Below are 25,591 nucleotides of genomic sequence, written 5' to 3'. Positions count from 1 at the left end.
CCCCTACGGTCGGTTACAGTCCGTTACGCGTGATGACATCGCGGTACCACAGCGCACTGTCCTTGAGCAGACGCCGCTGGGTGGCGAAGTCGACGTGCACGATTCCGAACCTACGCCGATACCCTTCGGCCCACTCGAAATTATCCAGCAGAGACCAGACGAGGTAACCTCGCACGTCCGCCCCGTCGGCGATCGCGGCGTGCACGGCGCGCAGGTGGCCGTCCAGATACTCGGTCCTGCGGACGTCGTGGACGTGGCCGTCCTCCACGACGTCGTCGAAGGCCGCGCCGTTCTCGGTGATGAGCAGGCCGACCTCCGGGTAGTCGTCGGAGAGCCGCACCAGCAGGCGGGAGAGCCCGTTCGGCACGATCGGCCAGCCCATCGCGGTGGCGGGCACGCCGTCCGCGGGGCAGAACCGGATGTCCTCGCTGCCCGGCCACGCCGCGTCGGCCGCCTCGCCGGGCCCCGCCTCCACGACGCACGGGTTGTAGTAGTTGATGCCCACCAGGTCGATCGGCTGGTTGATGGTCGCCAGGTCGCCGTCCCAGATGTGGTCGAGGCCGCCGTTGCGCCCGACGATGTCGAGGAACCCCGGGGGGTGCTCCCCGCGCAGCGCCGGGTCGACGAACTGCCTGACCAGCAGGGTGTCGACCCGGCCGACCGCCTCCGCGTCCGCCTCGGAGATCTCGGCCCCCGGGTCGTCCACCTGGGCGGGGGTGATCACCGGTGACAGGTTCAGGACCAGCGAGATCTCCTCCGCGCCGCCCTCGCGGAGCGCCCGCGCCGCCATCCCGTGCCCCAGCAGCAGGTGGTGGGCGGCGCGGAAGGCCGCCGCGGCGTCGGTCCTGCCGGGCGCGTGCACCCCGTTGCCGTAGCCGAGGAAGGCGGCCACCCACGGCTCGTTGAGGGTCGCCCAGTTGCGGACCCGGTCTCCCAGCCGCGCGTGCACGGCCGCCGCGTACTCCTCGAAGCGGTGGGCGGTGTCGCGTTCGGGCCAGCCGCCCGCGTCCTCCAGCGCCTGCGGGAGGTCCCAGTGGTAGAGGGTGGCGTACGGCGTGATGCCCGCCTCGAGCAGCCTGTCCACCAGGCGGCTGTAGAAGTCGAGGCCGCGCGGGTTGACGGGCCCCTTGCCGTACGGCTGGACCCTGGGCCAGGCCACCGAGAACCGGTACGCGGCCAGGTTCAGCTCGGTCATCAGCCGGATGTCGTCGGCGTGGCGGAAGTAGTGGTCGCACGCCACGTCGCCGGTGTCACCCCCGGCGACCTTGCCCGGGGTGCGAGAGAAGGTGTCCCAGATCGAGGGCTCGCGGCCGTCCTCCTTCACCGCTCCCTCGATCTGGTAGGACGCGGTGGCCGCGCCCCAGACGAAACCGGTGGGGAAGTCCGCACGCCCTTCCGTAAGGGTGGCCCCCCGAGTGCCGACGACGGTCATCCCTTTACCGCTCCCTGCATGATTCCTCCGATGATCTGTTTGCCGAGTAGCGCGAACACGATGACCAGTGGCAGCGTGCCGAGCGTGGTACCCGCCAGGCCGAGCACGTAGTCGTTGACGTATCCGCTGGCCAGTGTGGACAGGGCGACCTGGACCGTCGGATCCTCCGGGGTCAGGACGACCAGCGGCCAGAAGTAGTCGTTCCAGACCGACATGAAGGTGAGCATGCCGAGCACGGCCGCCGCCGGGCGGGCGGCCGGGAGCACGACGTGCCAGAACAGGCCCCAGGTGCTGCAGCCGTCGACCCGCCCCGCCTCCAGCAGTTCGGTCGGCAGCGCCCGGGAGAGGTACTGGGTCATGAAGAACACGCCGAACGCGTTGACGAGCGCGGGCACGATCAGCGCGTACATGGTGCCGGTCCACTCCAGCTTCACCATCAGCATGTACAGCGGGATGATGCCGAGCTGGGTCGGCACCATCATCGTCGCCACGGTGAGCAGGAGCAGGGCGTTGCGGCCGCGGAAGCGCAGCTTGGCGAAGGCGAACCCGGCCAGCGTGGAGAAGAACATCACCGCGATCGCGACGGAGCCGGAGACGATGACGGAGTTGAGCATCGCCAGGGCGAAGGGGACCGTGTCGAAGACGCGCGCGACGTTGGCGAAGAAGTTGCCGCCGGGGATCAGCGGCGGCGGGACGTCGGCCAGGGCCGCGTTGTCGCGGGAGGCCACCACGATGCTGTAGTAGAGCGGCAGCATGGAGAAGAACGCCACCGCGGTCAGCGTCAGGTAGGTGAGCCTGCGGGCCGTGCTCCCGGAGCGACGGCGGACCGCGGAGACGGCGGTGTGGGCGCTCACGACAGCCCTCCCTTCCCGCGACGGGTGAGCAGGTAGTTGATGCCGGCGATCACCACGATGAAGACGAACATCATCCAGGAGATGGCCGAGGCGTAGCCGAAGTCGAGCTTGGTGAAGTTCTCGTAGATGAACAGCGCGAGCGTCTGGTACTGCCGGTCCACCCCTCCGGTGATGATGTAGGAGCTGAACAGCAGCGGCTCGGCGAGGATCTGCATGGCGCCGATCGTCGAGGTGATGACGACGAAGATGATCGTGGGCTTGATCATCGGGATGGTGATCCTGCGGAGCTGGGTCATCCCGCTCGCGCCGTCGATGGTGGCCGCCTCGTACAGCTCGCGCGGCACGGCCTGCATGGCCGCCAGGAAGATGAGGGCGTTGTAGCCCGTCCACCGCCACATGATCATGGTGGAGATGGCGAAGTGGGAGCTCAGCACCCCCTCGTTCCAGGCGACACCGTCGACGCCGACCAGCGAGAACACCCAGTTGATCATGCCGAAGTCCCGGCCGAACAGCTGGCTGAAGATGACCACCACCGCGACCACGCTGGTCACGTTGGGCAGCAGCAGCGTGATGCGGAAGAAGGTCTGCGCCCGCAGCGGCCGGTTGAGCAGGTGGGCCAGCCAGATGGCCAGCAGCAGCTGCGGCGCGGTGGACAGCACCCCGATGGACAGGGTGTTGAAGGTGGCGTTCCAGAAGTAGTCGTCGGCGAGCAGCGTCCTGAAGTTGTCCAGACCGACGAAGGGGTGCTCGTCCTGGAGCAACGTCCACTCGTGCAGGCTCACCCAGGCGGTGTAGGCCAGGGGGAACAGCCCGAAGGCGGAGAACAGCAGGAAGAACGGGGCCACGTAGGCGTACGGCGAGCCCTTGACGTCGAGTTGGTGAACCAGGTGGCGGCGGAGGCGGCGGCGAGGTCGCACCGGCCTGTTCGGTGGGACCGCCGCCAGGCGATCGGGCGCGCGGGTGGCCATGGCAGCTCCTTTCGGCGATTCGTTGGACGGCGGGGGGCATGCGGCCCGTCGCGGCGGGAGCCACGCGGCTCGCCGGCACGGGGGCGTGCCGCCCGCGGGGACAGCGGCACAAGCAGGTGGCCGACCGGTGCGAGACCAGCCGGCCGGGGGCGACTACTTGATCCTGCTGACGTCCTTGAGCGCCTGCGCCCAGGCCTCCTCTGCGTTCTGCTTGCCCTGGTCGACCCGCTGGAGACCGTTGCCGATCGCCTGCAGCACGTCACCGGCCTTGGGACCCACGGGCTGGGGCTTGAGCGACTTGGCCGCGTCGGTGAAGATCTTGCCGATCGGCGCGTTGCCGAAGTACGGGTTGACGTAGTCCTTCACCGCGGGGTCGTCGTACAGGGCGGGCAGCGAGGGCAGCGCGCTGGCCTCCTTGAAGAGCTTGATCTGGCTCTCCTTGCTGGTCAGCAGGTCGATCAGCGCCGCGGCCTCCTTGGGGTGCTTGCCCTGCTTGGGCAGCATCAGGTGGGTGCCGCCCTGGTTGCCGCCGCCCCCGGGCACGGCCGCGATGTCCCAGGTGCCCTCGCCGGGCTTCTGGTCCTTGATCGTGCCGGTCTTCCAGGCGGGGCAGACCATGGTGGCGAAGGTGCCCTTGGCGATGCCGGTGTTCCACGGCGGCGAGAAGGCGGCGAGGTTGGCCGACAGGCCGGCGTCGATCATCTTCACGCCCGTGTCGTACGCCTTGCGCACCTCGGGGTTGGTGGCGGCGACGATGTTGTACTGGGCGTCGTAGAAACCGACGGGGGCCTGCTCGACCATGGCGCGGAAGTGCTCGCCGGGGCCGTCGGTGAACTTGGCGCCCTCCACCTTGCCGGCGACGAACTTCTTGCCCGTCTCGATGTAGGCGTCCCACGTGGGCCAGAGCGCCGAGACCTCTTCGCGGTCGGTGGGCAGGCCGGCCTTCTTGAACAGGTCGGGGCGGTAGCACATGGCCAGGCCGCCGACGTCGGTGCCCAGGCCCAGGAGGGCGGAGCCGTCGTTGGAGACGCCCAGCTTCCACTTCCAGTCGAGGTACTCGCTCTGGCGCTTGTCCAGGCCGTACTCCTTGAGGTTGTGGAACTTGTCCGGCACGGGGGTGAAGGCGCCGATGTAGCCGCCCTCGACGGCGACCACGTCCGCGGCGCCCGCGCCGGTGGTCAGCTGGGTGATGAGGTTGGTGTGGTGGTCGTTGAACTGCGCGCGGCGCTCCACGATCTCCACGTTGGGGTGGGTCTTCTTGAACTCCTCGTACAGCGGCGCGTAGTGGAAGTCGCTGAACAGCCCGACGGTCAGCTTGATCTTCTCGGCCGGCGCGGAGGCCGCTCCGCCGCTCCCGGTGGTCTCGGCGTCACCGCCGCCGCAGGCGGTCAGGCCCAGGGCCAGGGCGGAAACGGCGACCATCGGGGCGAGGAACCGCTGGCGTAACTTACGCATGGAACCCTCCTGGGTCCTCATAAGTGATCATGGAGAGAGCGCTCCCTGAGCAGATTGATGCCAAGCGGGTTACGTGTCAACGGTCCCCCCGGCGCCGATCGAAGCTCGTCGATCAGCTTTTCATGGAGAGCGCTCTCCCAAGGCTTTGAATGTTTCAGCAGGTCAGATGGATTTATGGGTTGAATTTTCTCGTGAATGGAGCGCTCCCACGACGAAAGGTCACATTAAGGTCGCGTTTCCTTCATGTTCCATGGCGCCGCGCCGAGCTCTTGACACTCCCCGCGGAGCGGGTCACTCTCTTTCTCAGAGAGCGCTCCCCAGTGACTCTCCCGATGGCTCCCCGCGCCGCCGGCACCCGCGGCGCCGATGACCGCCGCCCCCGCACGGGGGGGATCCCGGGTGACGCGTCTCGCCGCCGCCGTGCGCGAGGCCGCCCACCCGCGCGCCTTCGAAAACCCACCCGCGCTCCTTCGAGAACGACGGCTCGCTCCTTCGAAGGGGACGACGCGGAAGCCACCCCGGCCCCATGTCTCTCGTGGCGGCGCCGGACCCCGTAGAGTCGTCCGGCCGGTCGGAAATCGACCGGCGCGTATCCAACCAAGGAGAACCACGTGGCACTGGAGAAGCCGGAGATCGACTTTCCGGAAGGCGCCCCGCCCTCGGAGCTGGAGATCGTCGACATCGTCGTAGGGGACGGCCCGGAGGCCGAGGCGGGGCACCAGGTCACCGTGCACTACGTCGGCGTGGCCTTCTCGACGGGCGAGGAGTTCGACGCGTCGTGGAACCGCGGCGACGCCTTCCAGTTCCCGCTGGGCGGGGGCCGGGTCATCGCGGGCTGGGACCAGGGTGTCGCGGGCATGAAGGTCGGCGGCCGCCGCCGCCTCACCATCCCGCCGCACCTCGGCTACGGCAACGCCGGCGCGGGCAACCGCATCAAGCCGGGCGAGACGCTCATCTTCGTCGTGGACCTGCTCGGCGTGAGCTGACGCCCCGGGGCGAGACGGCACGGGCGGGCCTCACCGGCGACGGGTGGCCCGCCCGACGTGTTCCGTCACTCCCCCGCGCCCTCCCGGAAACGCGGCGACTCCGAAAAGCAGCGCCTCACCTCACCGAAATGCCGCTTGTAGCTCTTAAGCTGGCCATTGTGTTGTTGATCGACCTCGCGCGCACCTCGGCGGCCGTGACCGCCAGCTCCGCCCGGCTGGCGAAGACCGCCCACCTCGCGGAGCTGCTCGGCAGGGTCGAGCCGGACGAGGCGGAGATCGCCATCGCCTACCTCTCCGGGGAGCTGCCGCAGCGCAACGTCGGCGTGGGCTGGACGAGCCTGCAGGATCCGCCCGAACCCCGGCTGGCCGCCACCGCCACCCTGCGCGGGGTCCACGACCTCCTCGACCGGATCAAGGCCCTGGCCGGCCCCGGCTCGCAGAACGCGCGCAGGACGCTGGTCGCCGAGCTGTTCGGCGCCCTCACCCGCCAGGAGCAGGTCTTCCTGTCGCGGCTGCTCCGGGGCGAGCTGCGCCAGGGCGCGCTCGAGGGAGTGATGGTCGAGGCCGTGGCGAAGGCCGCCGGGGTGCCGGCCGCCGAGGTCAGGCGGGCGCTGACGCTGCGCGGCTGGCTTCCCGCCGTCGGCGCCGCCGCCCTCGGCGGCGGGATCGAGGCACTGCGCGCCTTCCGCCTGGAGGTCGGCCGCCCGGTGTCGCCGATGCTCGCCCAGAGCGCCACCTCCATCGCGGCCGCGTTCGGCAAGCTCGGCGGGCCGGTCGCCGTCGAGTGGAAGCTCGACGGCGTCAGGGTCCAGGCGCACCGCTCGGGCGACCGGGTCACCGTCTTCACCCGCGCCCTCGAGGACATCACCGCGCAGGTGCCCGAGCTGGTCGAGGCGATGAGCACCCTGGCCTCCCGCGACCTGGTCCTCGACGGCGAGGTCATCGCGCTGCGCGCCGACGGCCGCCCCGAGCCCTTCCAGGTCACCTCGGGCCGCGTGTCCAGCCGCACCGACGTGCCGCGCGCGAGAGAGAGGACCCCGCTGAGCGTCTTCTTCTTCGACGCGCTGCGGGTCGACGGCGCCGACCTGCTCGACCTGCCGGGTGAGGCGCGCCACGCGGCCCTGGCCACCGCCGTGCCCCCGGAGCTGGTGACCCCCCGCCTGGTCACCGGAGACGTCGCGGACGGCGAGGCGTTCTTCAAGGACGTGATCAGGAGCGGCCACGAGGGCGTGGTGGTCAAGTCGCTCCTGGCGCCCTACGCCGCCGGGCGGCGCGGAGCCGGCTGGATCAAGGTGAAGCCCCGGCACACGCTCGACCTCGTCGTCCTGGCCGCCGAATGGGGGAGCGGCCGCCGCGAGGGAAGGCTCTCCAACCTGCACCTGGGCGCCCGCGACCCGCTGACCGGCGGGTTCGTCATGCTCGGCAAGACCTTCAAGGGCCTGACCGACGAGCTGCTCGCCTGGCAGACCGACCGCTTCCTCGGCATCGCCGAGGGCCCCACCGACGGCTGGACGGTCACCGTCCGCCCCGAGACGGTCGTCGAGATCGCCTTCGACGGCGTGCAGCAGTCGAGCCGCTATCCCGGCGGCATGGCGCTGCGCTTCGCCAGGGTCATCCGTTACCGCACCGACAAGACGGCGGACCAGGCCGACACCGTCGACATGGTCCGCTCCCTCATGCTCTGACGTCCCGCCACGCGGTCGCCCGTTCCCGAAACGCCGCGCTCGCCGGCTCCCGGGACACCGGCGTCGCCGGCTCCCGGGACGCCGCGGTCGTCATTTCACGAGACGCAGCGTGAGGGGGTACCGGAAGTCACCGTCACCCGCCGCGGCCACGGCGCCGACCACGGACAGGACCACGCCGCCTATCCAGAGCAGGGGCGTCAGGACGAAGCCTATGAACGTGATCGCCAGCACGATGGTGGCCGCGAGCATCGTCAGCTGGAAGTTGAGCGCCTCGACCGAGTGGGCCCGGACGTAGGGCGAGGTCTTGCCCGCGGTGAGCATCATGACCGCCGGGCCGATGACGGGAAGGCCGACCAGCGGGAGCAGGTGGGACGCCATCGCGCCCAGACGCTCTCCTCCGGTTTCACCCCGCCCGCCGAGGCGGCCGTGATGACCGTACGCGGCCGGAACCCGGCCCATGACGGGCGGGTAGGTCACGGGCCGGGCCGGATGCGTGCCGTACAGCTCGTTCATGATCGGGACGAGGTCACCGTGGACGCGGGCCGTCATCGCCCGCTCCAGCCTGTCGTCGAACTCGAGCTTGTCGAGCCTTCCCTCCGCGTAGGCGGCCTGGACGTGCTCGACCACCCGCTCACGATCCTGGTTGCTGACCCGAAGCCCCGCGTGGCCGGGCTGAGGACCTGTCGCAGGCACTCCCCCGTGCCCCGGGCCCGCTGGTGTCGCTGTGCCTGCCATGAGACCGATACCCTTTCGTCGCCGCTTCGACCTCAATGCTCGTTCAGATTGTCGGCCCCGTATATCAGGATGAACCCCCATAAGCCCCTGAGACCCATCCCTGGCCTTCCGCCATGGAACGAGCAGGAGAGGTATACAAGGAAATATGAGATGGCGAGATCGCTATGGGTTGAGGCGCCTGCGCGGGCCGAGGATCGCCAAGTTCGACCGCGCCACGACCGACGCCGACGTCGAGTCGCTCATCGCCTTCGCGAAGTCGCGCCGGGGCGTCGAGTTCTACGTCGAGCCCGAGACCTTCGCGACGAACACCACGGCGGTGGCCGTCGCCGACGACGGTGAGTGGACCCGGCGCCGGGTCGGCTCCCCCGCGGTGATCCGCAAGGTGGCCCGTGACCTGGCCCTGCCGGTCTACGACGTGCAGCTGACCGGTTATCCCCCCCGGATGAGGGCCTACAACGAGCGCCAGAAGCGCGCGGAGGGCTGAGCCGGGAGACCGGCCGCCCCCGTCGCCCGCCACCGGGAGAGCACGGTGACCCGGTGGCGCGAGAACACGAGAAACCGGCGGCCGCCTCGCGTCCGGGGTCGCCGGACTCCTCCGGCCACGCGGCCGAACGCCCGCGGAGTGACCCGGCCGGCCGGATCCGGCGGACCCGGGAACGGTGGATGTTCGCGCCGGGTGCGCGGGCGGCATCGGCCCGCCGGCCCAGGGCGCGCGCCGTGACGTGCCCCTCCCGTCTCGCATGACGCCCCTGGTTGGAGTGGCCGAGCAGGGGCGATCACAATACGCGACGCGGAACGCCGCACCGGAGTGCGGGCGTCCGGGGATGTCCGCCGCGTAATCTTTTTCTTCCCTTCAGGTGAGTACCCTCCGAAGGTTGAGGACCGCGATCATGAGTCGCTATGTAAAACAGGAATTATACGCATTTGTACGTTTCATGTTGGTGCATGGTTATGCGCTGAAGAGTGATGCCGATGGATTTCAAGATTCTTGGACCGATCGAAGTGCGGACGGCCAATGGGCAGCCGATCGCCCTCGGACGGCGCAAACAGCGGGTGTTGCTCGCCGCCCTGCTGCTCAATGCGGGCAAGGCGATCCCCACCCGCCGAATGCTCGACTGGTTGTGGGGTGAACAGGCTCCCGCCAACGCCGAGTCGAACCTCTACACCTATATCTCCGCGCTGCGCCGGGCGCTTGGTTCGCCTTCCCGGATCGAGGCGGGCTCCAACGGCTACGTGCTCCGGGTCGCTCCCGGTGAAACAGACGTGAGATTGTTCGAAGAACTCGCCGCTCAAGGACGTCTGATGTCATCTGAAGGGAGAAATGACGTCGCGCTCGAACGGTACACCCGGGCCCTGGGCCTCTGGCGCGCCGAGGCGGTTCTGGAGGGGTTGTCCCTGCCCGAGCCGTTGCGCGGCGAGGCGGCGCGGTTGGAGCGGCTGAGGGCGACCGTCGTGGACGCCTCGCTGGAGGCCCGGCTGGCGCTGGGCCAGCACGGCGAGGTGCTCGCCGATCTGGAGGCGCTGACGCGCAGGGATCCGCTGAACGAACGGCTCCGGGCGCAGCTCATGCTCGCCCTGTACCGTTCCGGCCGCCGGGCCGACGCGCTCGCGGTGTACCAGCGCGCGCGGGAGATGCTCGCCGCGGAGCTGGGCGTCGATCCCGGCCCGGACCTGATCCGCATGCACCAGCAGATCCTCGTCGACGACTCCGTACTGGCGGCGCCGTCACCGTCGGTCATCGCCCGCAGGGTGTTCGCCCCGGCCGAGCTCCCGATCGACTCGGCCGCCTTCACCGGGCGGGCCGCCGAGATCTCACGGCTGCGGACGGCGCTGATCTCCGCGGGCCCGGGCCGGATCGCCGTCTCCGCGGTCGCCGGAGCGGCCGGGATCGGCAAGTCGGCGTTCGCCGTGCACGTCGCCCACCAGATCGCGGACCGGTTCCCCGACGGGCAGCTCTACGTGAACCTGCACGGCTCCACCCCCAACGTCAAGCCGCTGAACCCGGCCGAGGTCCTCGCCCGCCTGTTACGCTCCCTCGGCGGCGACGACGCGGCCGTGCCGACCGAGGTGGACGAGGCCGCCGCGCGGTTCCGCTCGCTGACCGACGGCAAACGCCTGCTGTTCCTGTTCGACAACGCCCGGGACGCCGCGCAGGTACGGCCGTTGCTGCCCGCGAGCCCCAGCTGCTGCGTGCTGATCACCGCCAGGAGGATGCTGACCTCTCTGGACGCCGTCACGCATCTGCGCCTCGACGTCATGGCCGAGGACGAGACGACCACCCTGCTGAGCCGCCTGATCGGCGAGGAGCGCGTCGCCGCCGACCCTCGGGCGGCGCGCGCGATCGTACGGCTCTGCGGCGGCCTGCCGCTGGCGATCAGGATCGCCGCCGCCCGGCTGATCGCCCGGCCGGGCCTGTCGCTGCGGGTCCTCGCCGCCCGGCTCGCGGTCGAGGACCACCGCCTGTCCGAGCTGCAGGCCGACGATCGGGCGGTCCGGGCCTGTTTCATGGTGAGTTACCGCAGCCTGGAGGCCGAGCACTCCCGCATGTTCCGGCTGCTGGGCCTGCTCGGCGGGTCCGACATCAGCGTCGCGGTCGCCGCGGCGCTGGCCGACCGCTCGGAGGAACAGACCGCGGATCTCCTGGATCATCTCGCGGACGTCCAGCTCCTCGAGGCCCGCGACGTGGACCGGTATCGCATGCACGACCTGCTCTGCCTGTTCGCCCGTGAACGGACCCGGCAGGAGGAGACCGAGGAGGAGCAGGTGCAGGCCGTACGGCGGGCGCTGCACAGCTCCCTCCTCATCGCGTGCACTCTCGGTGACGTGTGCAACCGGCGAACCAGGCGGGACGCCAAGTTCGGCCGCCTGGCGCTCGGCCGCTTCGGCATGCCGCCCGACGGCTGCACGGCCGATCCCCGATGGCTCAACGCCAAGATGGCCGACCTGATCTCCACCGCGCGCCAGGTGCCCGGCGCGGCGGGGGACGGCACCGGCTTGCCGATCGCCCGCGGCGTCGTCCGGTACCGGCCGTCGTACGGGTGGGGCGGCTAGGGACACCGGGCTCCCCCGGGGAGTCGCCGGTCCGGCGGCGGAGCGTCCGGGGACCGCGAAGGCGAGGTCGCCGCACCGGAAGTCACCGCTCGCCACGTGGGAGCGCTCCACCCGATCGGCGGCGACGAGAATGAGCGATCGGAACCGGCGAAAAACATTACACGCCGGAAATAACTCGCACGCCCATCGGCCGTAATCCCGGGAATTTACACGCTGGAAATATTCCCATACCCACCCGCCGTAATCGCGGAATCCGGTATGCCCGAAATCATCGTCACACGTGAACGCGACGGCCACGGGTTCTCCGAAAGACGAAATCCCGAGCCGGCGCGTCACATCGCCCTTTTCCGCTCGCGGTTCATCGCGCCACGGCATCGACCTATACAGATTTGTATGGTGCGAGGTATAGCCGCATTTAACACCATTAGCGAGATGTCTCTCGTCTTCTCAAACCTCTGGAGAGAAGGCCGGCACCTTGCGCAGGAAGACCCAGGGGCCGGCCGGTGACAGCGGCGGCGCTGCCGCAGGAGCCCGACGGGCACCCACCTCGCGACGATTGCCATCCTCGGACCGAACTCACCTGTGACGCCAGCAGCTGCAAAATCGCGGAAAGACGCCAGGAAAGGGCGAACGTGTCGGAGCTAATCGGCATCGATGAGTGTGAAAACCTTACCGTGAAACAGGTCCAGAACCTGTACGGGAAGTACGTCAGCCGCAGTCAGGTCAACCTCATGACCTCGTTCGGCTTCGGCCGCGAGCTCGCCGAGCGCGCCGAGGGCGCCTGGATCTGGACCCGTGACGGCCGCCGGATCCTCGACGTCACCGGCGGGGTCGGCGTCCTCAACCACGGCCACAACCACCCGCGCATCCTGGCGGCCCGGCGCCGCTTCGCCGAGGCCAGGCGCATGGAGGTCCACAAGGCGTTCTTCTCCCCGTACGTGGCCGCGCTGAGCCACAACGTGGCCACGCTGCTGCCCGGCGACCTGAACATCTCCTACTTCCCGAACTCGGGTGCCGAGGCCAACGAGGGCGCCATCAAGATGGCGTACAAGTATCACGGCGGGCGGCGCAACACCATCCTGCGCTCCGACATCAGCTTCCACGGCAAGACCCTCGGGGCGGGGAGCCTGACCGGGTCGTCGGAGAACTCGTTCCGGTTCCCCGGGCTCCCGGGGATCGTCGTGCACCCGTACGGCGACCTCGCGGCCGTGCGGGCGGCGGTCGACGCCGCGCGCACCCCCGACGGGAAGTGCGACGTCTACGCGATCATGGTCGAGCCGTTCAGCGCGTCGAGCATGCGCTCCTGGTCGGAGCCGGACCTCCGCGAGCTGCGGCGGCTCTGCGACGAGCGCGACATCATCATGATCTTCGACGAGGTGTACACCGGCTGGGGCAAGACCGGCAGCCTCTTCTACTTCATGCGCTATCCGGACCTGCTGCCCGACATCCTCGTCTACTCGAAGTCACTGGGCGGCGGGAAGGCGTCGATCGCCGGGTACACCGCGCGGGAGCCCATCTTCCGCAAGGCGTACGACCGGCTCTCCGACGTCATCCTGCACAGCACGACCTACTACGGGTTCGGCGAGGAGACCGTCACCGCGATCGAGGCGATCAACGTGATCGTCGAGGAGGACTTTCCCGCGCGGGCGCGGCAGATCGAGCGCATCCTGAAGCCCGGCCTGGAGAACGTCCAGAAGCGCTACCCGGACGTGGTCGGCCAGGTGACCGGCACGGGGGCGCTGTGGGGGGTGTTCCTGACCGGCGGACCCAAGGTGCTCGACCTGGCGGGAAAGCTGGTGCCCGGCTTCTCCGGCGACCCGCACTTCCGTACCAAGCTGATCACCCTCTCGGTGATCGCCGAGCTCTACAGCGAGCACGACATCGTGTCGTACTACAGCCCGAACGTCGAGAACCCCCTCGTCGTCGCGCCGACCCTCGCCATCGAACCCGACGACGTCGAGTACTTCGTGCAGAGCCTCGACAAGACCCTGGCAAAGGGCCTGCCGCGGCTGCTCGCCCGGTTCGTGCGGGAGAAGGTGGGATCGCGGTGGCCTCTCGGGTCGTAGTGACCGGCAGTGCCGGGATGCTCGGCGGCAACCTGGTCCGGCGGCTCGTGCTCGCGGGCCACGAGGTGGTCGGCGTGGACCTGCGTCCGCCGTCCGACCCGGACCCGGGATGGAGCCACCGGGTCGGCGACGTGCGCGACGTCGCGCTGATGGCCGAGGCGATGGCCGGGGCGGACGCGGTCGTGCACTGCGCCGGCGCGCTGCCGAGCTATCCGGCGGAGCAGATCCAGAGCCTGATCGTCGGAGGCACCCACAGCGTGCTGGAGGCCGCGCGCCGGGCCGGGGTGGAGCGGACGGTCCACATCTCCTCCACCGCCGTGTACGGGCTCCCGAAACTGGTGCCCACCCCGGAGGAGCATCCGCGCGAGCCGGTCGACCCCTACACCAGGGCCAAGACCGAGGCGGAGGAACTGGCCGACAAGTACCGGGCCGGCGGGATGTGCGTGCCGATCCTGCGCCCCAAGACCTTCCTCGGCCCCGGCCGGATGGGCCTGTTCGCGATGCTCTTCGAGTGGGCCGAGGAGGGCCGGAACTTCCCGGTCCTCGGCCGCGGGGACGTACGCATCCAGATGCTCGCCATAGAGGACCTGGTGGACGCCGTGGCCGGCGTCCTGACGGCACCGGCGGACGTCGCGAACGACACCTACAACCTCGCGGCCGCGGAGTTCGGCACGCTGCGGGAGGACTTCCAGGCGGTGCTCGACACGGCCGGGCACGGCAGGCGCGTCGTGTCGCTGCCCGTCCGGCCGGCCCTGGCCGGGCTCCGGCTGCTGGAGCGGACCCGGCTGTCCCCGGTGTACGGGCGGCTGGTGCACAAGCTGCTCGCCGACTCCTACGTCAGCATCGACAAGGCCAGGGACCGGCTCGGCTTCCGGCCCCGGCTGTCCAACCGGGACGCGATCCTCCGCACGTACGCCTGGTGGCGGGAGCATCGCACCGCCGGCTCACCGCGGGGCGCCGGCCAGACCAGCCGCGACGCGTGGCGGCAGGGCGCGCTGTCACTGGCGAAAGTCTTCTTCTGAAGTGACGGGAAAAGCATGTACGTCGTCGAATCGGCAGACATTCCAGAACTCCCGCGGCCCAGGGGACCCGCCTCCGACCAGAAAACGGAAGCCCGGCCGCGCCTGGTCACGGACCTCTTCAGGCTGATACGGCCCTCGCACGCGGCCAAGGCGATCCTCCTCGTCCCGCTCGCGCTCATCGACACCTCCCTGTGGAACCTCGCCACGGTGGGCGAGATCCTCCTGGCCACGGTCGCGTTCATCCTGGCCTCCTCCGCCGTCTACGTCGGCAACGACATCGCCGACCGGCACCGTGACCTGCACCATCCCGTCAAGCGGCACCGTCCCGTCGCCGCCGGTCGCGTGGGGATCAGGGTCGCCTACGCCTACTGTGCCGGCCTGCTCGCGCTGCTCACCGCCGTCATCGCCCTCACCCCGGGACCGTACTGGCCCATCGTGGCGTACCTCCTGATCAACATCGCGTACAGCCGCTATCTCAAACACGTCCCGCTGGTCGACGTGGGCACGATAGCCGTCTGTTTCGTCCTCCGGGTCGTCCAGGGGTACGAGGTGGCCGGAGGACGGGCCGCCGCCTGGCTGCTGGTCACGGTGTTCTCGATGTCCCTGCTGCTGCTCATCGGCAAGCGGCGCCAGGAGCTGAAGAGCGGTGCCGCGCACCGGCCGGCGCTCCACGGCTACTCGATGGAGCTGACCAACTGGCTGCTGCAGATCGCCTCCGTGCTCGCCCTCGTCTCCGGCCTCATCTACCTGCGCGAGGAGGGCCCGTTCGGCCCCCAGTACGGCCAGACGGCGATGCTGCTGTCCACGCCCTTCGCGCTCTTCGCCCTCTTCCGCTACCTGCAGATCCAACTGATGGACGAAGGCGGCGGTGACCCGGTCCGGATCCTGCTGCGGGACCGTGTCATGGTCGCCAACTCGATGTTGTGGGCCGCCACCCTGGGGGTGACGCTCGTGCTCGCCCACCAGCCCGTCCCGTTGTGAGAGCGACACGGAAGGAAAGCATGGAAGTCCGCATACTGGGCCCGGTCGAGGTGACCGCCGACGGCCGGCGCGTTCCCCTGGGGCCACCGCAACGACGTGCGGTGCTGGCCGCCCTCGCGGTCGACGTCAACCATCCCGTGCCACTTCAGACGTTGATCGACCGGGTCTGGAATCTTCCACCGGACCGGGCCACGGATTCGCTGTACGCCCACATCGCACGCCTGCGGCAGGCACTGGCGGGAACCGCGGTCGCCATCGAACGCCGCGGCGGCGGCTACGTGCTGGAGGCCGACCCCGACCGGGTGGACGCCCACCGGTTCCACCGTCTGGCCAAACAGGCGCAGACCCATGCCGGCGACGACTCCGCCCGGGCCGCGCTGCTGGCCGAGGCGATGGAACTGTGGCGCGGCTCGCCGCTGACCGGCATCTCCGGAGACTGGGCCTCCCGGATGCGCTACAGCATCGAGCAGCAGTTCGTCGGCGCCGTCGTCACCTGGGCGCAGGCACACCTGCGGCTGGGACGGCCCGACGCGGTGGTCACCGAACTCACCCCCCTCGTTCCCCGCTACCCGCTCGTGGAGCCGCTCGCGAGCATGCTGATGCGCGCGCTCTGCGCCCTGGGACGCACCGCGGAGGCGGTGGCCCAGTACGCGCGCCTGCGCGGGTACCTGGCCGACCACCTGGGCATCGAGCCGGGGCCGGAGCTGCGCGCGCTGCACCAGGAGATCCTGCGCGGCGACCACGACCTGCCGGTCTGGGCGGCCGAGGAGGTGGTCCTGGCCGGCGTCCACCACGCCGTCACCGGCTGGGCACCACTCGGGCAGCCGCCGAGCTGGACCCGCCCCGCGGCCCACGTGCCCGACCGGGTGCTGTCCAGGCCCTGACCGTTCTCCCGGATCCCCCCCCCGAGCCCCCGGAGACCCCGGAGCCCTCGTCCCCTCTTGTCCGGATCACCCGCTCGTCGAGATGACCAGGCGTTGCCCGCTGTGGTCGGAAAGGCCCTCCGACCGCACCAGCCCGTACCGGTGCACGGTGACGTCCGGCGTGGTGAACGCCCAGTCGATCCGCCACAGCGGCCATCGGTCGTCCCAGGAGGTGGGGTAGAGCGATTCGAGCACCGGGGTGGCGTCGACCAGCCGGTCCGGCAGCAGGCGCAGGATGCCCATCGCCGGTGAGGCGTTGAAATCCCCGGCCAGCACGGCCGGGTGCGGATTGCTCTCCACGTCGGCCGCGAGCGCGCGGAGGTTGGCCTGCCGCCGCTCGTGCTGGGTCCGGTTGAGGCGGCGGGGGTCCGGGCCCGGCGGGAACGCGTGGACGGGGGAGTTGATGTGCGTGTTGTAGAACGAGACGGTCTTCCCGCCGTTCCCGCTCCCCCCGCCGACGCGTACGTCCGTGCGCAGCGTCTTCACCGCGGAGAAACCAGGCAGGCCCGGGTCGGGGGGCAGCACCGCGTCGCGTTTCTCCGACACCCACGGGCGGAGGTCGAGCCCCCGCTCCAGGACGATCGGGAAACGGGAGACCGTCACCATCTCGCTCGCCGCGGCGATGTGATAGCCGGGAAACTCCCGGCGCAGCCTGGCCAGGTCGTCCACCCGGATCGCCTTCGAGTCCGGGCCGAAGTAGATGTACTCCTGCAGGAGATACACGTCCGCCTTCTGGTCGTGCAGATACCGGTAGAAGTCGTCGACGTCACGCGCCGGCGTGCCGGTGGGCGGTGGCATCGTCTCCCCGCCCACCACCATGTCCCAGTACAACGTGTTCCAGGAGAACACCGTGATCGCGCCCGGCGGGGCGGGCGGGGGGCGGTGCCACAGGGCGGCGGGGTTGAGCCCGCTCAGTCCTCCGCCGAGCACCAGGGAGGCGAGCGTCACCGCCGCGATCCACCCCCGGGCCCTGCGCGCCGGCAGGGCCACCGCGAGCAGCAGGACCGGCAGGACCGCGAAGGCGAGCGGCGGGACGAGCTCCGGGGCCTGCCACCACCACACCCGGCCGGACAGCACGCGGTGGAGCGCCACGAACACCAGCCAGGCGACCGGCGCGGACAGCAGCGGCCAGATCCACCAGCGCGACCGCCGGACGGGCTCCGGCCCGGCGGTCGCGGTCACCACCCGCGTGTCGGTCATCGACCGCGGCCGGGTCCGGAACGTGCGTGTGGCACGGGCGGGCACCGACGGGCCGTCACGTCGCCGCCTCCCCGGCGGCCGAGGGCCGCACGAGCAGGTCGGAATCGTAGAGCCGGCGGAACCTGGCGGAGCAGAACCACTGCACGACCCCGGCCGCCACCCCGGCGGCGATGGTCACGTTCACCACGAAATGCACCGTACCGTAGTAGAGCAGGAACAGCGCGCCTCTTCGCCGCAGCACGAACCGGTACATCCCGAGGTCCGCCAGGATCGACACGGCCAGGGCGAGGGCCGGCAGCGCGGCGCCGGCCGGGCCGAACGCCACCGCCGGCAGCGTGGCCACCGCCGCCAGCGCGGCGAGGCTGCCGCCGGCCCGGTTCGAGGTCTCGAACCCGCGGGCGAAGCGCTTGCGCCTGGCGTACAGCGGCACCCGGGCGCGCCCCCGCTTGAACAGCTTGCGCAGCAACTTGGCCAGCTCGTCGTCGTGGTCGTGCCGGGAGCGCACCGCCGAGGTGAGCACCATGTCGTACCGCTGGGTGAGGCGATGGCCGTAGTCGACCTCCTCGGTCTCGCGCAGCCGGGTGTTGAACTGCCCGACCTCGTCGAACACGTGGCGGGGCATCGCGACCATGGCCGGGAAGAGGAACGAGATGGGCCCCTCGGAACTCGCCGTCCAGTAGTAGTACTGCAGCGCCCGGTACTCCTCGACGAGACTGTCGCGGATCAGCGGCTCCGGGTCGTGGATGCTGCACACCGCCCCGAGCCGCGGGTCGGCCGCGAGCATGCCCACCGCCACCTCGACGGCGTCGGGGTAGGCGGCCACGTCGGAGTCGACGAACACCAGGATCTCGCCACGGGCGTGGGTGGTGCCGAGGTTGCGCGCGCCGGCCACCCCCAGATTGCGCTCGGTGTGGACGACCCGGACGCCGAGCCGCTCCGCGACCGCGACGGAGTCGTCGGTGCTGCCGTCGTCCACCATGATCAGCTCGATCGGCCGGTAGGTCTGCTCCTGCAGGGCGCGCAGGCACAGCTCCAGGGAGCCGGCGTAGTTGTAGTTGGGCACGATCACCGACACCAGCGGGCCGTCCATCGCTCACGCTCCCATCGCCGGCGCGGACGTCTCCGGCATGTCGTAGGTGTGCCGGAACCGGCTGGACAGCACGCACTGCGCGGCACCCGCGAACACCGCCAGCGCGACGGTGACGTTCACCAGGAAGTGGATCGCGGTGAAGTAGACGGTGAACGCCGCACCGGCGTAGCCCCAGACGAAGCGGTACATCCCCAGGTCGGAGGCGATGGAGCCGATCAGCAGCACGAGCGGCACGAGCAGCCAGAGCGGGCCGAACAACACCGGCAGCGGCGCGGTGACCACCGCGAACAGGGCGGCGAGCGAGCCCCAGCCGCGGCTGCTGTTGGTCGGGCCGCCGTTGAAGTCCGGCCGGCGCAGGTACAGCGGGATGTGCAGGCGCGCGCGGTGGAAGAACTTCGACAGCACCACGCTCAGCTTGTCGTCGTGGTCGTGCGCGCCCCTGATCGCGGTGTCCAGCACGATCCGGTAGCGCTGGGTGATCCGGTGGCCGTAGTCGGCGTTCTCGCTGTGGCGCAACGCCGGGTTGAGCGGGCCGATCTCGTGGAAGACCCTGGTCCACATCGCGAAGATCGCCGAGTAGATCGTGGTGATGTCGCCCGCGTCACCGGAGATCCAGTAGTGCAGCTGGAGGCTTCGGTACCGCTCCACGCGGCTGTCGGGGATCAGCGGCTCCGGCTCGTAGGTGCCGCACACCACCCCCAGCGTGGGATCGGACGTGAGCAGCGCGACCGCGTTGCCGACCGTGTCGGGGGTGAGCGCCACATCCGAGTCGAGGAAGAACAGCACCTCCCCGCGCGCGTGCTCGACGCCGAGGTTGCGCGCCGCCGGCGCCCCGATGTTGGTGTCGGTGACCAGCACCCGCACCCCGTGCCGGTGGGCTATCTCCACCGAGTCGTCGGTGCTCCGGTCGTCGACGACGATCACTTCGATGTGCGGGTAGTCCTGCCGCTCCAGCGCGCTCAGGCAAAGGTCCAGCGTACGGGCGTAGTTGTAGTTGGGAATGATGACCGAGACCAGTGGCCGCTGCTCATCCATGGTCGATGACCCCTTCGGGTTGGCGGGCGCCCGCCGGCCGGGAGGGGACCCGCCCGGCGGACGCTCGCACGCGTTGGTCTGTTCCGATGCTTGTCAGGGCTGCTTGTCTCCCGCCGGCGCCGGTTCCGGTGTGGGCTCCGGCTCCGCTGTCGATACCGAGGCCGAGGCCGGGTCACGCCGGATGACGACCTCGGCCACCGCCAGCGCCGCCGCTCCCAGCGCCACCTCGCCGACCGTGGAGACCAGCCGGCTGGCCACCGCCACCACCGCGGCCGCCGGCGCGGGCAGCACCACCGTCAGGGCGGCGGTCAGCACCGCCTCGCGGACACCGATCCCGTCGGGCAGCACGACCGTCAGCATCCCGACCGTCGTGGCCAGGGTGAACGCGCCCACGCACAGTCCCAGGGACGGCAGCGGGTCGGCTCCCATCGCGACCGCCAGCAGCCACAGGTGCAGGCCGGTGACCAGCCACGACACCGCCTGCGCGACGACCGCGAACCGTATCCCGCGCGGCGAGGCCGACCTGGCCGGGTCCGGCCGGCGCAGCACCCGCAGCACCAGGTGCGCGCCGTGGTTGACCAGCTGCGGCCGTACCAGCACGACCACGATCAGCACCGTCGCCACAGCCACCAGCCACGCCACCTGGGTGCCGAGCATGTGCACGCCCGCGAGCAGCCCGATCGTGAGGCCGGTCAGCAGGACCAGGCTCATGCTGAGCGCCGCCGTGCCCATCAGCCGCCCGAAACCGACGCCGTTGGCGGTGGCCACCTTGGTCGCGGCGATCAGGCCCGGCACCTTTCCCGGCACGTACTTGCTCAGGAACGTCACGAAGAAGACGCGCGCCACCCGCGGTTCGCCGACCGGCGGGCCGAGCTCGAACAGCACCGCCCGCCACGCCAGGTAGCCGAACCCCAGCCCGGCCATGCTGATGATCAGCGCGCCGGCCAGCAGCAGTCCGATCCGCCCGCCGTCGCTCCCGGCGAGCATGACGGAGACCACGCTCCAGTCCTGCCCGGCCAGTGCCGCCGCCACCGCGCCCACCAGGACCAGCGCGAACGCCGCGATCAGGGCGCGCACGAGCGCGCGGGGCGGGCGCCACGACGGGCGCCACGGCCGGCTCTCGGTCACTCTGGCGCACCGGCCGGGGAGACCGGGGTCAGACCGGTCTTGGCCGGGTGCCCCTGGCGGCGAAGCAGCTCGTAGACGAGCCGTGGCAGCCCCGCACCGGCTCCGAGGAAGAACGCCGTGTGGTAGCAGAACTGCATCACGGCCATCTGGAACGCGAAGCCCGCGCCCCGGTGGCGGTGGGAGTATCGGAGGAAGTCACGGTTCACCGTCACGAAGGCCGTCAACAGCAGCGCGAGCACCACCAGCAGCCACGGCGCGAGGAAGACGAACGGCAGCGTGAACAGGCTCAGCGCCGCCGAGACGGAGGAGATCCGCGGCGGCAGGCGGCGGGTGCGGGGATCCGGGCCGATCATGTCCAGCCGGAACCCGATCGTGTCGTCGTCGTACAGCCGCCGCGCCCGCAACATGATCACCGGCAGGGTGCTGGCCCTGACGAACCGCTCCCACATGCACTCCCAGAACCGGTCGACGTCGTCCGCTTTGGTGACCACGGTCGCGGTCACCACCAGCCGGTACCTGGACGGCACCCGGTTGCCGAACTCGAAGTCCTCACCGTCGCGCAGCCGCTCGTCCAGCCCGCCCGCCTCGCGGTAGACCGTGCGCGGGATCAGCGAGTTGGACAGGAACGTGGACACCGCCCGCTGGCGGTCGAAGTGCTCGGAGAAGACGCGGTATCTCTCCACCAGGCCGTCGTCGTACAGCGGCTCCTTGTCGTAGATCCCCTGGACCATGCCGCAGTCGGGCGTCTCCCGGTAGGCCCGCACCGCGTTCTCCACGGCGTCCGGGGCGAGCGCCGTGTCGGAGTCCACGAAGAACAGCAGGGGCGAGGTGCTGGAGTCGACCCCGGTGTTGCGTGCCCCCGACGGCCCCTGGTTGGTCGGCAGCTCGACGATCGTGCACGGGAACTCCCGCGCGATGTCCAGCGAGCCGTCCGTGCTGCGGTCGTCGACCACGATCACCTCGGCCGGGGGGTACGTCTGCGCGTACACCGCCTCCAGGCAGGCGCGGAGAGTCTTCTTCTTGTTGTAGTTCGGCACGATGACCGCGACATCCTCGGGTCGCGCGGTCGCCGGTTCCGTCATGTCAATTCCTTCCACGGCTCAGTGGCCGACCGATAGAACCGTTTGCTGAGGACGGTGGTCGGACAGTCCGGCGGCTCCGGGCATCTCGTAGCTGTGCACGACGACGTCCGGTGTGGTGAGCACCCAGTCGATCCGCCAGAGCTCGGCGGTTCCGGCGAGATAGGTGGCCGGGTAGAGGGACGGCAGCGCCTCGGTGGGGTCGACCAGTTTCTCCGGCAGCAACCGGAGCATCCCCATCGCCGGGGTGGTGTTCAGGTCACCGGCGAGCACCACCGGGTGGTCGTTGGCCTCGACGTCCGCGCGAAGCGCCCGGTAGCTCGCCTCCCGCCGGCTGTGGGCGTACTGGTTGGAGGCGCGGGCCTCGCCGTCGTACAGCCGCCATTCGGTCGGGGGCTGGTTGATCTGCGTGTTGTAGAAGGAGACGACCGTGCCGTTCACCCGGATGTCGGTGCGCAGCGTCTCGACCGTGTAGGAGTCCGGCCAGTCGCGCATCACCTCCGGCACCGTCTTCTGGTCCTCGGGCAGCCACGGGGTCATGTCGAGCCCGCGCTGCGCGACGATGGGGAGCCGGGAGAGCGTGATCAGCTCCCCGGAGGTCGCGACCTCGTACCCCGGGAACTCGCGCCGTAGCTCTGCCGTCTTGTCGATGCGGAGTGCCATGTCGGCGGTCCACTTCGACGCCATCATGTCCCCCGCCGAGGTGTCGACGTAGAGGTACTCCGCGAGCAGGTAGACGTCCGCGTCCATCTTCCGCAGGTAGTCGTAGAAGCCGGGCGAATAGTTGTTTCCGTCGGAGGTGCGCCAGTCCTGGTCCCAGAACTCGGTGTTCCACGTCACCACCTTGACGGCCCCGGGCGGCGCGGGCGGCGGGGTGTACCAGAGGGTCGCCACGTTGATCCCGCTCTGTCCCGCGCCGAGCACCAGGGTGACCACCAGCACCGGGATGACCCGCCGGCGGACCGGGCGCGCCAGCGGCGCCACCACCAGCACCAGCGACGGCACCAGCACGAACATGAACGGCGGCATCAGGTCGAGCGGGGCCCACAGCGAGGTGCGGCCGCTCGCCAGCAGATGCGCGACCACGAACAGCAGCCACCCCGTGGTGGCGGTCACCACCAGCCGGGTGCCCAGGCACCACCGCCGCCGCGGCCGGACGAACCGGCCGAGGCGAGCCCATCGGCCGGCCGGCTTCTCCGGGGGGACATCCGTGGGCTGATCCTCGGTCATGATGTCCCGGTCGACCATCAGCACACCACCTCGGCACGTAGGTCAGGCCGGCGAGAGCCATTGACGATCCGCGGTCACTTCCAGCGGCACCTCAACGTACTGACCGGTTCTTGTCGCTTCCTTGTCGTCCGCGCCGCGGACCGCGCAGGCCTCGGCCCCGGACCGCGCAGACCGTACAGGCCGTACAAGCCGCGTAGACCGCGCAGGCCCGTACAAGCCGCGTAGGCCGCGCAGAAAGGGAACCGTATGCCATGGCGGACCGAACGACAAGAATGAGACAAGCCGTCGCGGCTAGCGTGAACGGGAAGCAAGGCGGTCGGAGGCCGGGCGACGAGCCACGGCCGGTCGACCGAAGACACACCGGGGCTGCCCGCCCTGATCATCGGCCGACACCCGGCGGTTCGGAAAGAGCGGCCTTCAGCCAATGGAGCGACCTGTGAATCGAGAACGCCCGCTAGTCTCGGTCATCATCCCCAGCTTCAACCGATCCCACGTGTTGCGTCTGTGCCTGCGCGCGCTGGAGAAGCAGACCTACTCCCCCATCGAGGTCATCGTGGTGGACGACTGCGGCACCGAGGACGCGGCGGAGGTGGCGAGGTCGATGGGCGTCACCGTGCTGCGCACCGAGGTGAACAGCGGGGCGTCGACCGCGCGCAACCTCGGCGCGGAACACTCCCACGGCGAGATCCTGCTCTTCCAGGACGGCGACATCGCCCTCGACCCGGACGCCGTGGAGAACGCGGTGAACATCCTCCAGGCCGAACCCAGGCTGGGTGCCCTGGGAGGCATCCTGCACCCCGAGCCGCTGGCGGCCCGGACCCTCCCCGCGCAGTATCGCGCGCTGCAGATGTATCACTGGTGGATGCCGACCGACCGTCCGACCCTCGAACTGCACGCGGCCGTGCTCGCCGTGTCGGCCGAGGTGTTCAAGGAGATCGGCCCCTTCAACCCGCATCTGAGCGACACGGTGTCCGCGGACTACCGTTCCCGGCTGATGCGGAAAGGCTACGAGGTGCGCATCACCGCCGCCGTCTGTGGCCGGGCCGACCACGACTCCACGATGCGGATGATCCTGAGCAAGGTGTTCCGGCGCGCACGGGTGAGCGCGCGGGAGTGGACCCGGGGCGAGACGCCGGGCGACTCCGTGCCGCGCGCGTTCGGCGGTGTCCTGCTGGTCGCCGCCGTGCCGGCGCTCCTGCTGCCCCTGCTGGCCGGCCCGGTCGGCGCCCTCGTGTCGCCGCTGCTCGTCGCCGCCGCCGTGGTCCTCGACGGCAGCACCTACCGACGGGTGTTCGCCCGCCGGGGCCTCCTCTTCGGCCTCTACTTCAGTGCCGTCCACCTTCTGGTCACCCTCGTGGGAGCGACGGGAGCGGGAGTCGGCGTGCTCCAGCGTCTCCTGCAGAGAGGGCGGCCGAGCGTTCCCTGGGTCCCCCGGACCGGTGACCTGAACAATCAATGACGTGTCGGCGTGGCGGCCTCCTCGCATCCGAGGCCGCCCGGCTCCTCCAGCAGCGCGGCCATCGGGAGCAGCCAGGCCATCCGGGGACTGCCCATCTCCTGGTCGAGCTCCTCGGGGCTGGGCATCCTGTCGTCGAGCACGTGGGGCGGGACCAGATGGTGGATCGCGTGCGCGAGCAGGTTGGCCATCGAGTATCCGGGGTCGGCCTCGTGCGCCCGGGTGAGGGCGACGCCCGCCAGCGCGGAGTCTCCCCGCCGCCAGGCGACCAGGCCGAGTAACGAGGCCACCGGAGGCACGAACCTCGGCTCCAGCCTCCGGGTGAGGTCGTGCCAGAGCTTGAGATGCGCGTCGTGGCTCTCGTCGGTGACCAGCGCCCACGCCTCGTCACGGATCCTGATCACCGCCAGGTCGAGCCCCAGCCTGGCCGCCTGCTCCTCGCCGAGCCGCCCTCCGGAGGCGTAGGTGGCGATCGCCTCGCGAACCCTGGCCATGCCGTCCGCGACGAACTCCGCCGCGAACCCGTCGGCGTCGTGGCATCCGGCGAGCCTGCCGCGCATCTCCTCCGTGAGGCGGCCCGTCGCCTCGCGGATGGCCTCCCGCGCGGGCCCGGTGACCGGGTCGAGCGAGCGCTCCAGGGTCTGCCTGTCCGGCAGGGCGACCAGCCCGTGCAGGACCGCCTCCGCCGCGACCGCGCCGGCCCGTCGCTCGTACGGCATGCCGTCGGCCGAGCAGCAGTCGGTCCGTGAGCATCCGTACGACCAGTAGCGGCCGCCTTCCACCCGGAGCGCGTCGACGACGGTGAGCTCGCTCCGGCGGAACAGCGCCACGGCCTCGTCGACGGCCGGGGTCACCAGCGGTCCGGCACCGTAACCGACCACGACGACCTGGGTGACGCCCTCCTTCCCGAGGAGCGGGACGATCCGGCCGAGGCCGCCGGGCCCCAGGGGCAGGTCCCACCGGACGGTGAGATGCAGCCTGCCCCTGGACGGGCTGCCGGTGATGCCGATGACGACCAGGCTGTCGGCGGGGTGGAACCCCAGCAGGTAGGGAACGGCGCCCAGGACGTCCTCAGTGGAACCGAGCAGGAGCCGGGGCGGCGAGGCGAGCGGAGAGGACGAGGGCTCGGGCGAGGCCGGGGTATCGGGTGTCATGTCCCGAAGCCTCGCCGGAACCGGGCCACCGCCTCCGCACCGAACCCCTTTCTGTGGAAAG

Annotated in this window: 21 protein-coding genes; 9 read left to right on the top strand and 12 right to left on the bottom strand. The window is 70.4% G+C overall.

Features of this window, described 5'->3' with window-relative positions:
* Nucleotides 1-13: 13 nt before the first annotated feature.
* The 4 genes from ACTOQ1_RS36075 to ACTOQ1_RS36060 form a co-directional block, all read right to left on the bottom strand.
* On the bottom strand, nucleotides 14-1,432 hold the full coding sequence (locus tag ACTOQ1_RS36075; protein ID WP_440072460.1) for a GH1 family beta-glucosidase: 1,419 nt from the start codon (nucleotides 1,430-1,432) through the stop codon (nucleotides 14-16).
* Nucleotides 1,429-2,286 carry a carbohydrate ABC transporter permease gene (locus ACTOQ1_RS36070; protein ID WP_440072459.1) on the bottom strand — a complete coding sequence of 286 codons (858 nt, stop codon included), beginning with the start codon at nucleotides 2,284-2,286 and terminating at the stop codon, nucleotides 1,429-1,431. Before ACTOQ1_RS36070 ends, ACTOQ1_RS36075 begins: the two co-directional genes overlap by 4 nt.
* Nucleotides 2,283-3,254: a carbohydrate ABC transporter permease gene (locus tag ACTOQ1_RS36065; RefSeq protein WP_440072458.1), complete on the bottom strand. Its 972-nt coding sequence runs from the start codon at nucleotides 3,252-3,254 to the stop codon at nucleotides 2,283-2,285. The genes ACTOQ1_RS36070 and ACTOQ1_RS36065 overlap by 4 nt, the downstream gene beginning before the upstream one ends.
* Before the next feature lie 153 nt (nucleotides 3,255-3,407).
* Entirely contained in the window at nucleotides 3,408-4,709 is a 1,302-nt protein-coding gene (locus tag ACTOQ1_RS36060; protein WP_440072457.1) for an ABC transporter substrate-binding protein, read from the bottom strand.
* A 611-nt stretch (nucleotides 4,710-5,320) separates the two neighbouring features.
* On the opposite strand from ACTOQ1_RS36060, the gene ACTOQ1_RS36055 reads away from it, so the two are divergent.
* Both ACTOQ1_RS36055 and ACTOQ1_RS36050 read left to right on the top strand, forming a co-directional pair.
* Nucleotides 5,321-5,695, top strand: coding sequence for an FKBP-type peptidyl-prolyl cis-trans isomerase (locus ACTOQ1_RS36055; protein ID WP_362682223.1), 375 nt, complete (start codon nucleotides 5,321-5,323; stop codon nucleotides 5,693-5,695).
* A 158-nt stretch (nucleotides 5,696-5,853) separates the two neighbouring features.
* On the top strand, nucleotides 5,854-7,380 hold the full coding sequence (locus ACTOQ1_RS36050) for an ATP-dependent DNA ligase (RefSeq protein ID WP_440072456.1): 1,527 nt from the start codon (nucleotides 5,854-5,856) through the stop codon (nucleotides 7,378-7,380).
* 90 nt (nucleotides 7,381-7,470) lie between these two features.
* Here the strand turns inward: ACTOQ1_RS36050 and ACTOQ1_RS36045 are convergent, their stop codons facing one another.
* Nucleotides 7,471-8,115, bottom strand: coding sequence for a DUF1707 and DUF4870 domain-containing protein (locus tag ACTOQ1_RS36045; RefSeq protein ID WP_440072455.1), 645 nt, complete (start codon nucleotides 8,113-8,115; stop codon nucleotides 7,471-7,473).
* A gap of 145 nt (nucleotides 8,116-8,260) precedes the next feature.
* Between ACTOQ1_RS36045 and ACTOQ1_RS36040 the strand changes: the two genes are divergently transcribed.
* The 6 genes from ACTOQ1_RS36040 (at nucleotide 8,261) to ACTOQ1_RS36015 (ending at nucleotide 16,119) form a co-directional block, all read left to right on the top strand.
* A complete protein-coding gene (locus tag ACTOQ1_RS36040; RefSeq protein ID WP_440072454.1) occupies nucleotides 8,261-8,599 on the top strand; it encodes a hypothetical protein in 339 nt (112 codons plus the stop codon).
* 488 nt (nucleotides 8,600-9,087) lie between these two features.
* Nucleotides 9,088-11,166 carry a BTAD domain-containing putative transcriptional regulator gene (locus ACTOQ1_RS36035; protein ID WP_440072453.1) on the top strand — a complete coding sequence of 693 codons (2,079 nt, stop codon included), beginning with the start codon at nucleotides 9,088-9,090 and terminating at the stop codon, nucleotides 11,164-11,166.
* Nucleotides 11,167-11,840: 674 nt separating this feature from the next.
* Entirely contained in the window at nucleotides 11,841-13,232 is a 1,392-nt protein-coding gene (locus ACTOQ1_RS36030) for an aspartate aminotransferase family protein (protein ID WP_440072452.1), read from the top strand.
* A complete protein-coding gene (locus ACTOQ1_RS36025) occupies nucleotides 13,214-14,254 on the top strand; it encodes an NAD-dependent epimerase/dehydratase family protein (protein ID WP_440072451.1) in 1,041 nt (346 codons plus the stop codon). The genes ACTOQ1_RS36030 and ACTOQ1_RS36025 overlap by 19 nt, the downstream gene beginning before the upstream one ends.
* Nucleotides 14,255-14,269: 15 nt before the next feature.
* A complete protein-coding gene (locus ACTOQ1_RS36020) occupies nucleotides 14,270-15,235 on the top strand; it encodes a UbiA prenyltransferase family protein (RefSeq protein WP_440072450.1) in 966 nt (321 codons plus the stop codon).
* A gap of 20 nt (nucleotides 15,236-15,255) precedes the next feature.
* Nucleotides 15,256-16,119, top strand: a complete 864-nt coding sequence (locus ACTOQ1_RS36015) for an AfsR/SARP family transcriptional regulator (protein ID WP_440072449.1) — start codon at nucleotides 15,256-15,258, stop codon at nucleotides 16,117-16,119.
* 66 nt (nucleotides 16,120-16,185) lie between these two features.
* Here the strand turns inward: ACTOQ1_RS36015 and ACTOQ1_RS36010 are convergent, their stop codons facing one another.
* The 6 genes from ACTOQ1_RS36010 to ACTOQ1_RS35985 all read right to left on the bottom strand — a co-directional run bounded on the left by ACTOQ1_RS36010 (nucleotide 16,186) and on the right by ACTOQ1_RS35985 (nucleotide 22,938).
* Complete coding sequence (locus ACTOQ1_RS36010) at nucleotides 16,186-17,358, bottom strand: endonuclease/exonuclease/phosphatase family protein (protein WP_440072448.1); 1,173 nt, start codon at nucleotides 17,356-17,358, stop codon at nucleotides 16,186-16,188.
* 55 nt (nucleotides 17,359-17,413) lie between these two features.
* Nucleotides 17,414-18,448, bottom strand: coding sequence for a glycosyltransferase (locus tag ACTOQ1_RS36005; protein ID WP_440072447.1), 1,035 nt, complete (start codon nucleotides 18,446-18,448; stop codon nucleotides 17,414-17,416).
* Between the two features lie 3 nt (nucleotides 18,449-18,451).
* Entirely contained in the window at nucleotides 18,452-19,483 is a 1,032-nt protein-coding gene (locus tag ACTOQ1_RS36000; RefSeq protein WP_440072446.1) for a glycosyltransferase family 2 protein, read from the bottom strand.
* Nucleotides 19,484-19,576: 93 nt separating this feature from the next.
* On the bottom strand, nucleotides 19,577-20,611 hold the full coding sequence (locus ACTOQ1_RS35995) for a lysylphosphatidylglycerol synthase domain-containing protein (protein ID WP_440072445.1): 1,035 nt from the start codon (nucleotides 20,609-20,611) through the stop codon (nucleotides 19,577-19,579).
* Nucleotides 20,608-21,693 (bottom strand): glycosyltransferase family 2 protein, encoded by a 1,086-nt coding sequence (locus ACTOQ1_RS35990; RefSeq protein WP_440072444.1) that lies wholly within the window; start codon nucleotides 21,691-21,693, stop codon nucleotides 20,608-20,610. Before ACTOQ1_RS35990 ends, ACTOQ1_RS35995 begins: the two co-directional genes overlap by 4 nt.
* An 18-nt stretch (nucleotides 21,694-21,711) precedes the next feature.
* Nucleotides 21,712-22,938, bottom strand: coding sequence for an endonuclease/exonuclease/phosphatase family protein (locus tag ACTOQ1_RS35985; protein WP_440072443.1), 1,227 nt, complete (start codon nucleotides 22,936-22,938; stop codon nucleotides 21,712-21,714).
* A gap of 418 nt (nucleotides 22,939-23,356) precedes the next feature.
* Here ACTOQ1_RS35985 and ACTOQ1_RS35980 point away from each other — a divergent pair, with 418 nt between their 5' ends.
* A complete protein-coding gene (locus ACTOQ1_RS35980) occupies nucleotides 23,357-24,379 on the top strand; it encodes a glycosyltransferase family A protein (RefSeq protein WP_440072442.1) in 1,023 nt (340 codons plus the stop codon).
* On the opposite strand, the gene ACTOQ1_RS35975 is transcribed toward ACTOQ1_RS35980, so the two are convergent.
* On the bottom strand, nucleotides 24,373-25,530 hold the full coding sequence (locus tag ACTOQ1_RS35975) for a DUF4192 domain-containing protein (RefSeq protein ID WP_440072441.1): 1,158 nt from the start codon (nucleotides 25,528-25,530) through the stop codon (nucleotides 24,373-24,375). The genes ACTOQ1_RS35980 and ACTOQ1_RS35975 overlap by 7 nt on opposite strands.
* Between the last annotated feature and the right edge of the window lie 61 nt (nucleotides 25,531-25,591).

The organism is Streptosporangium sp. OZ121, from assembly GCF_051918885.1.
In the GTDB taxonomy this organism is placed as follows: Bacteria; Actinomycetota; Actinomycetes; order Streptosporangiales; family Streptosporangiaceae; genus Streptosporangium.
This window is presented reverse-complemented; position numbering and strand designations above follow the sequence as displayed.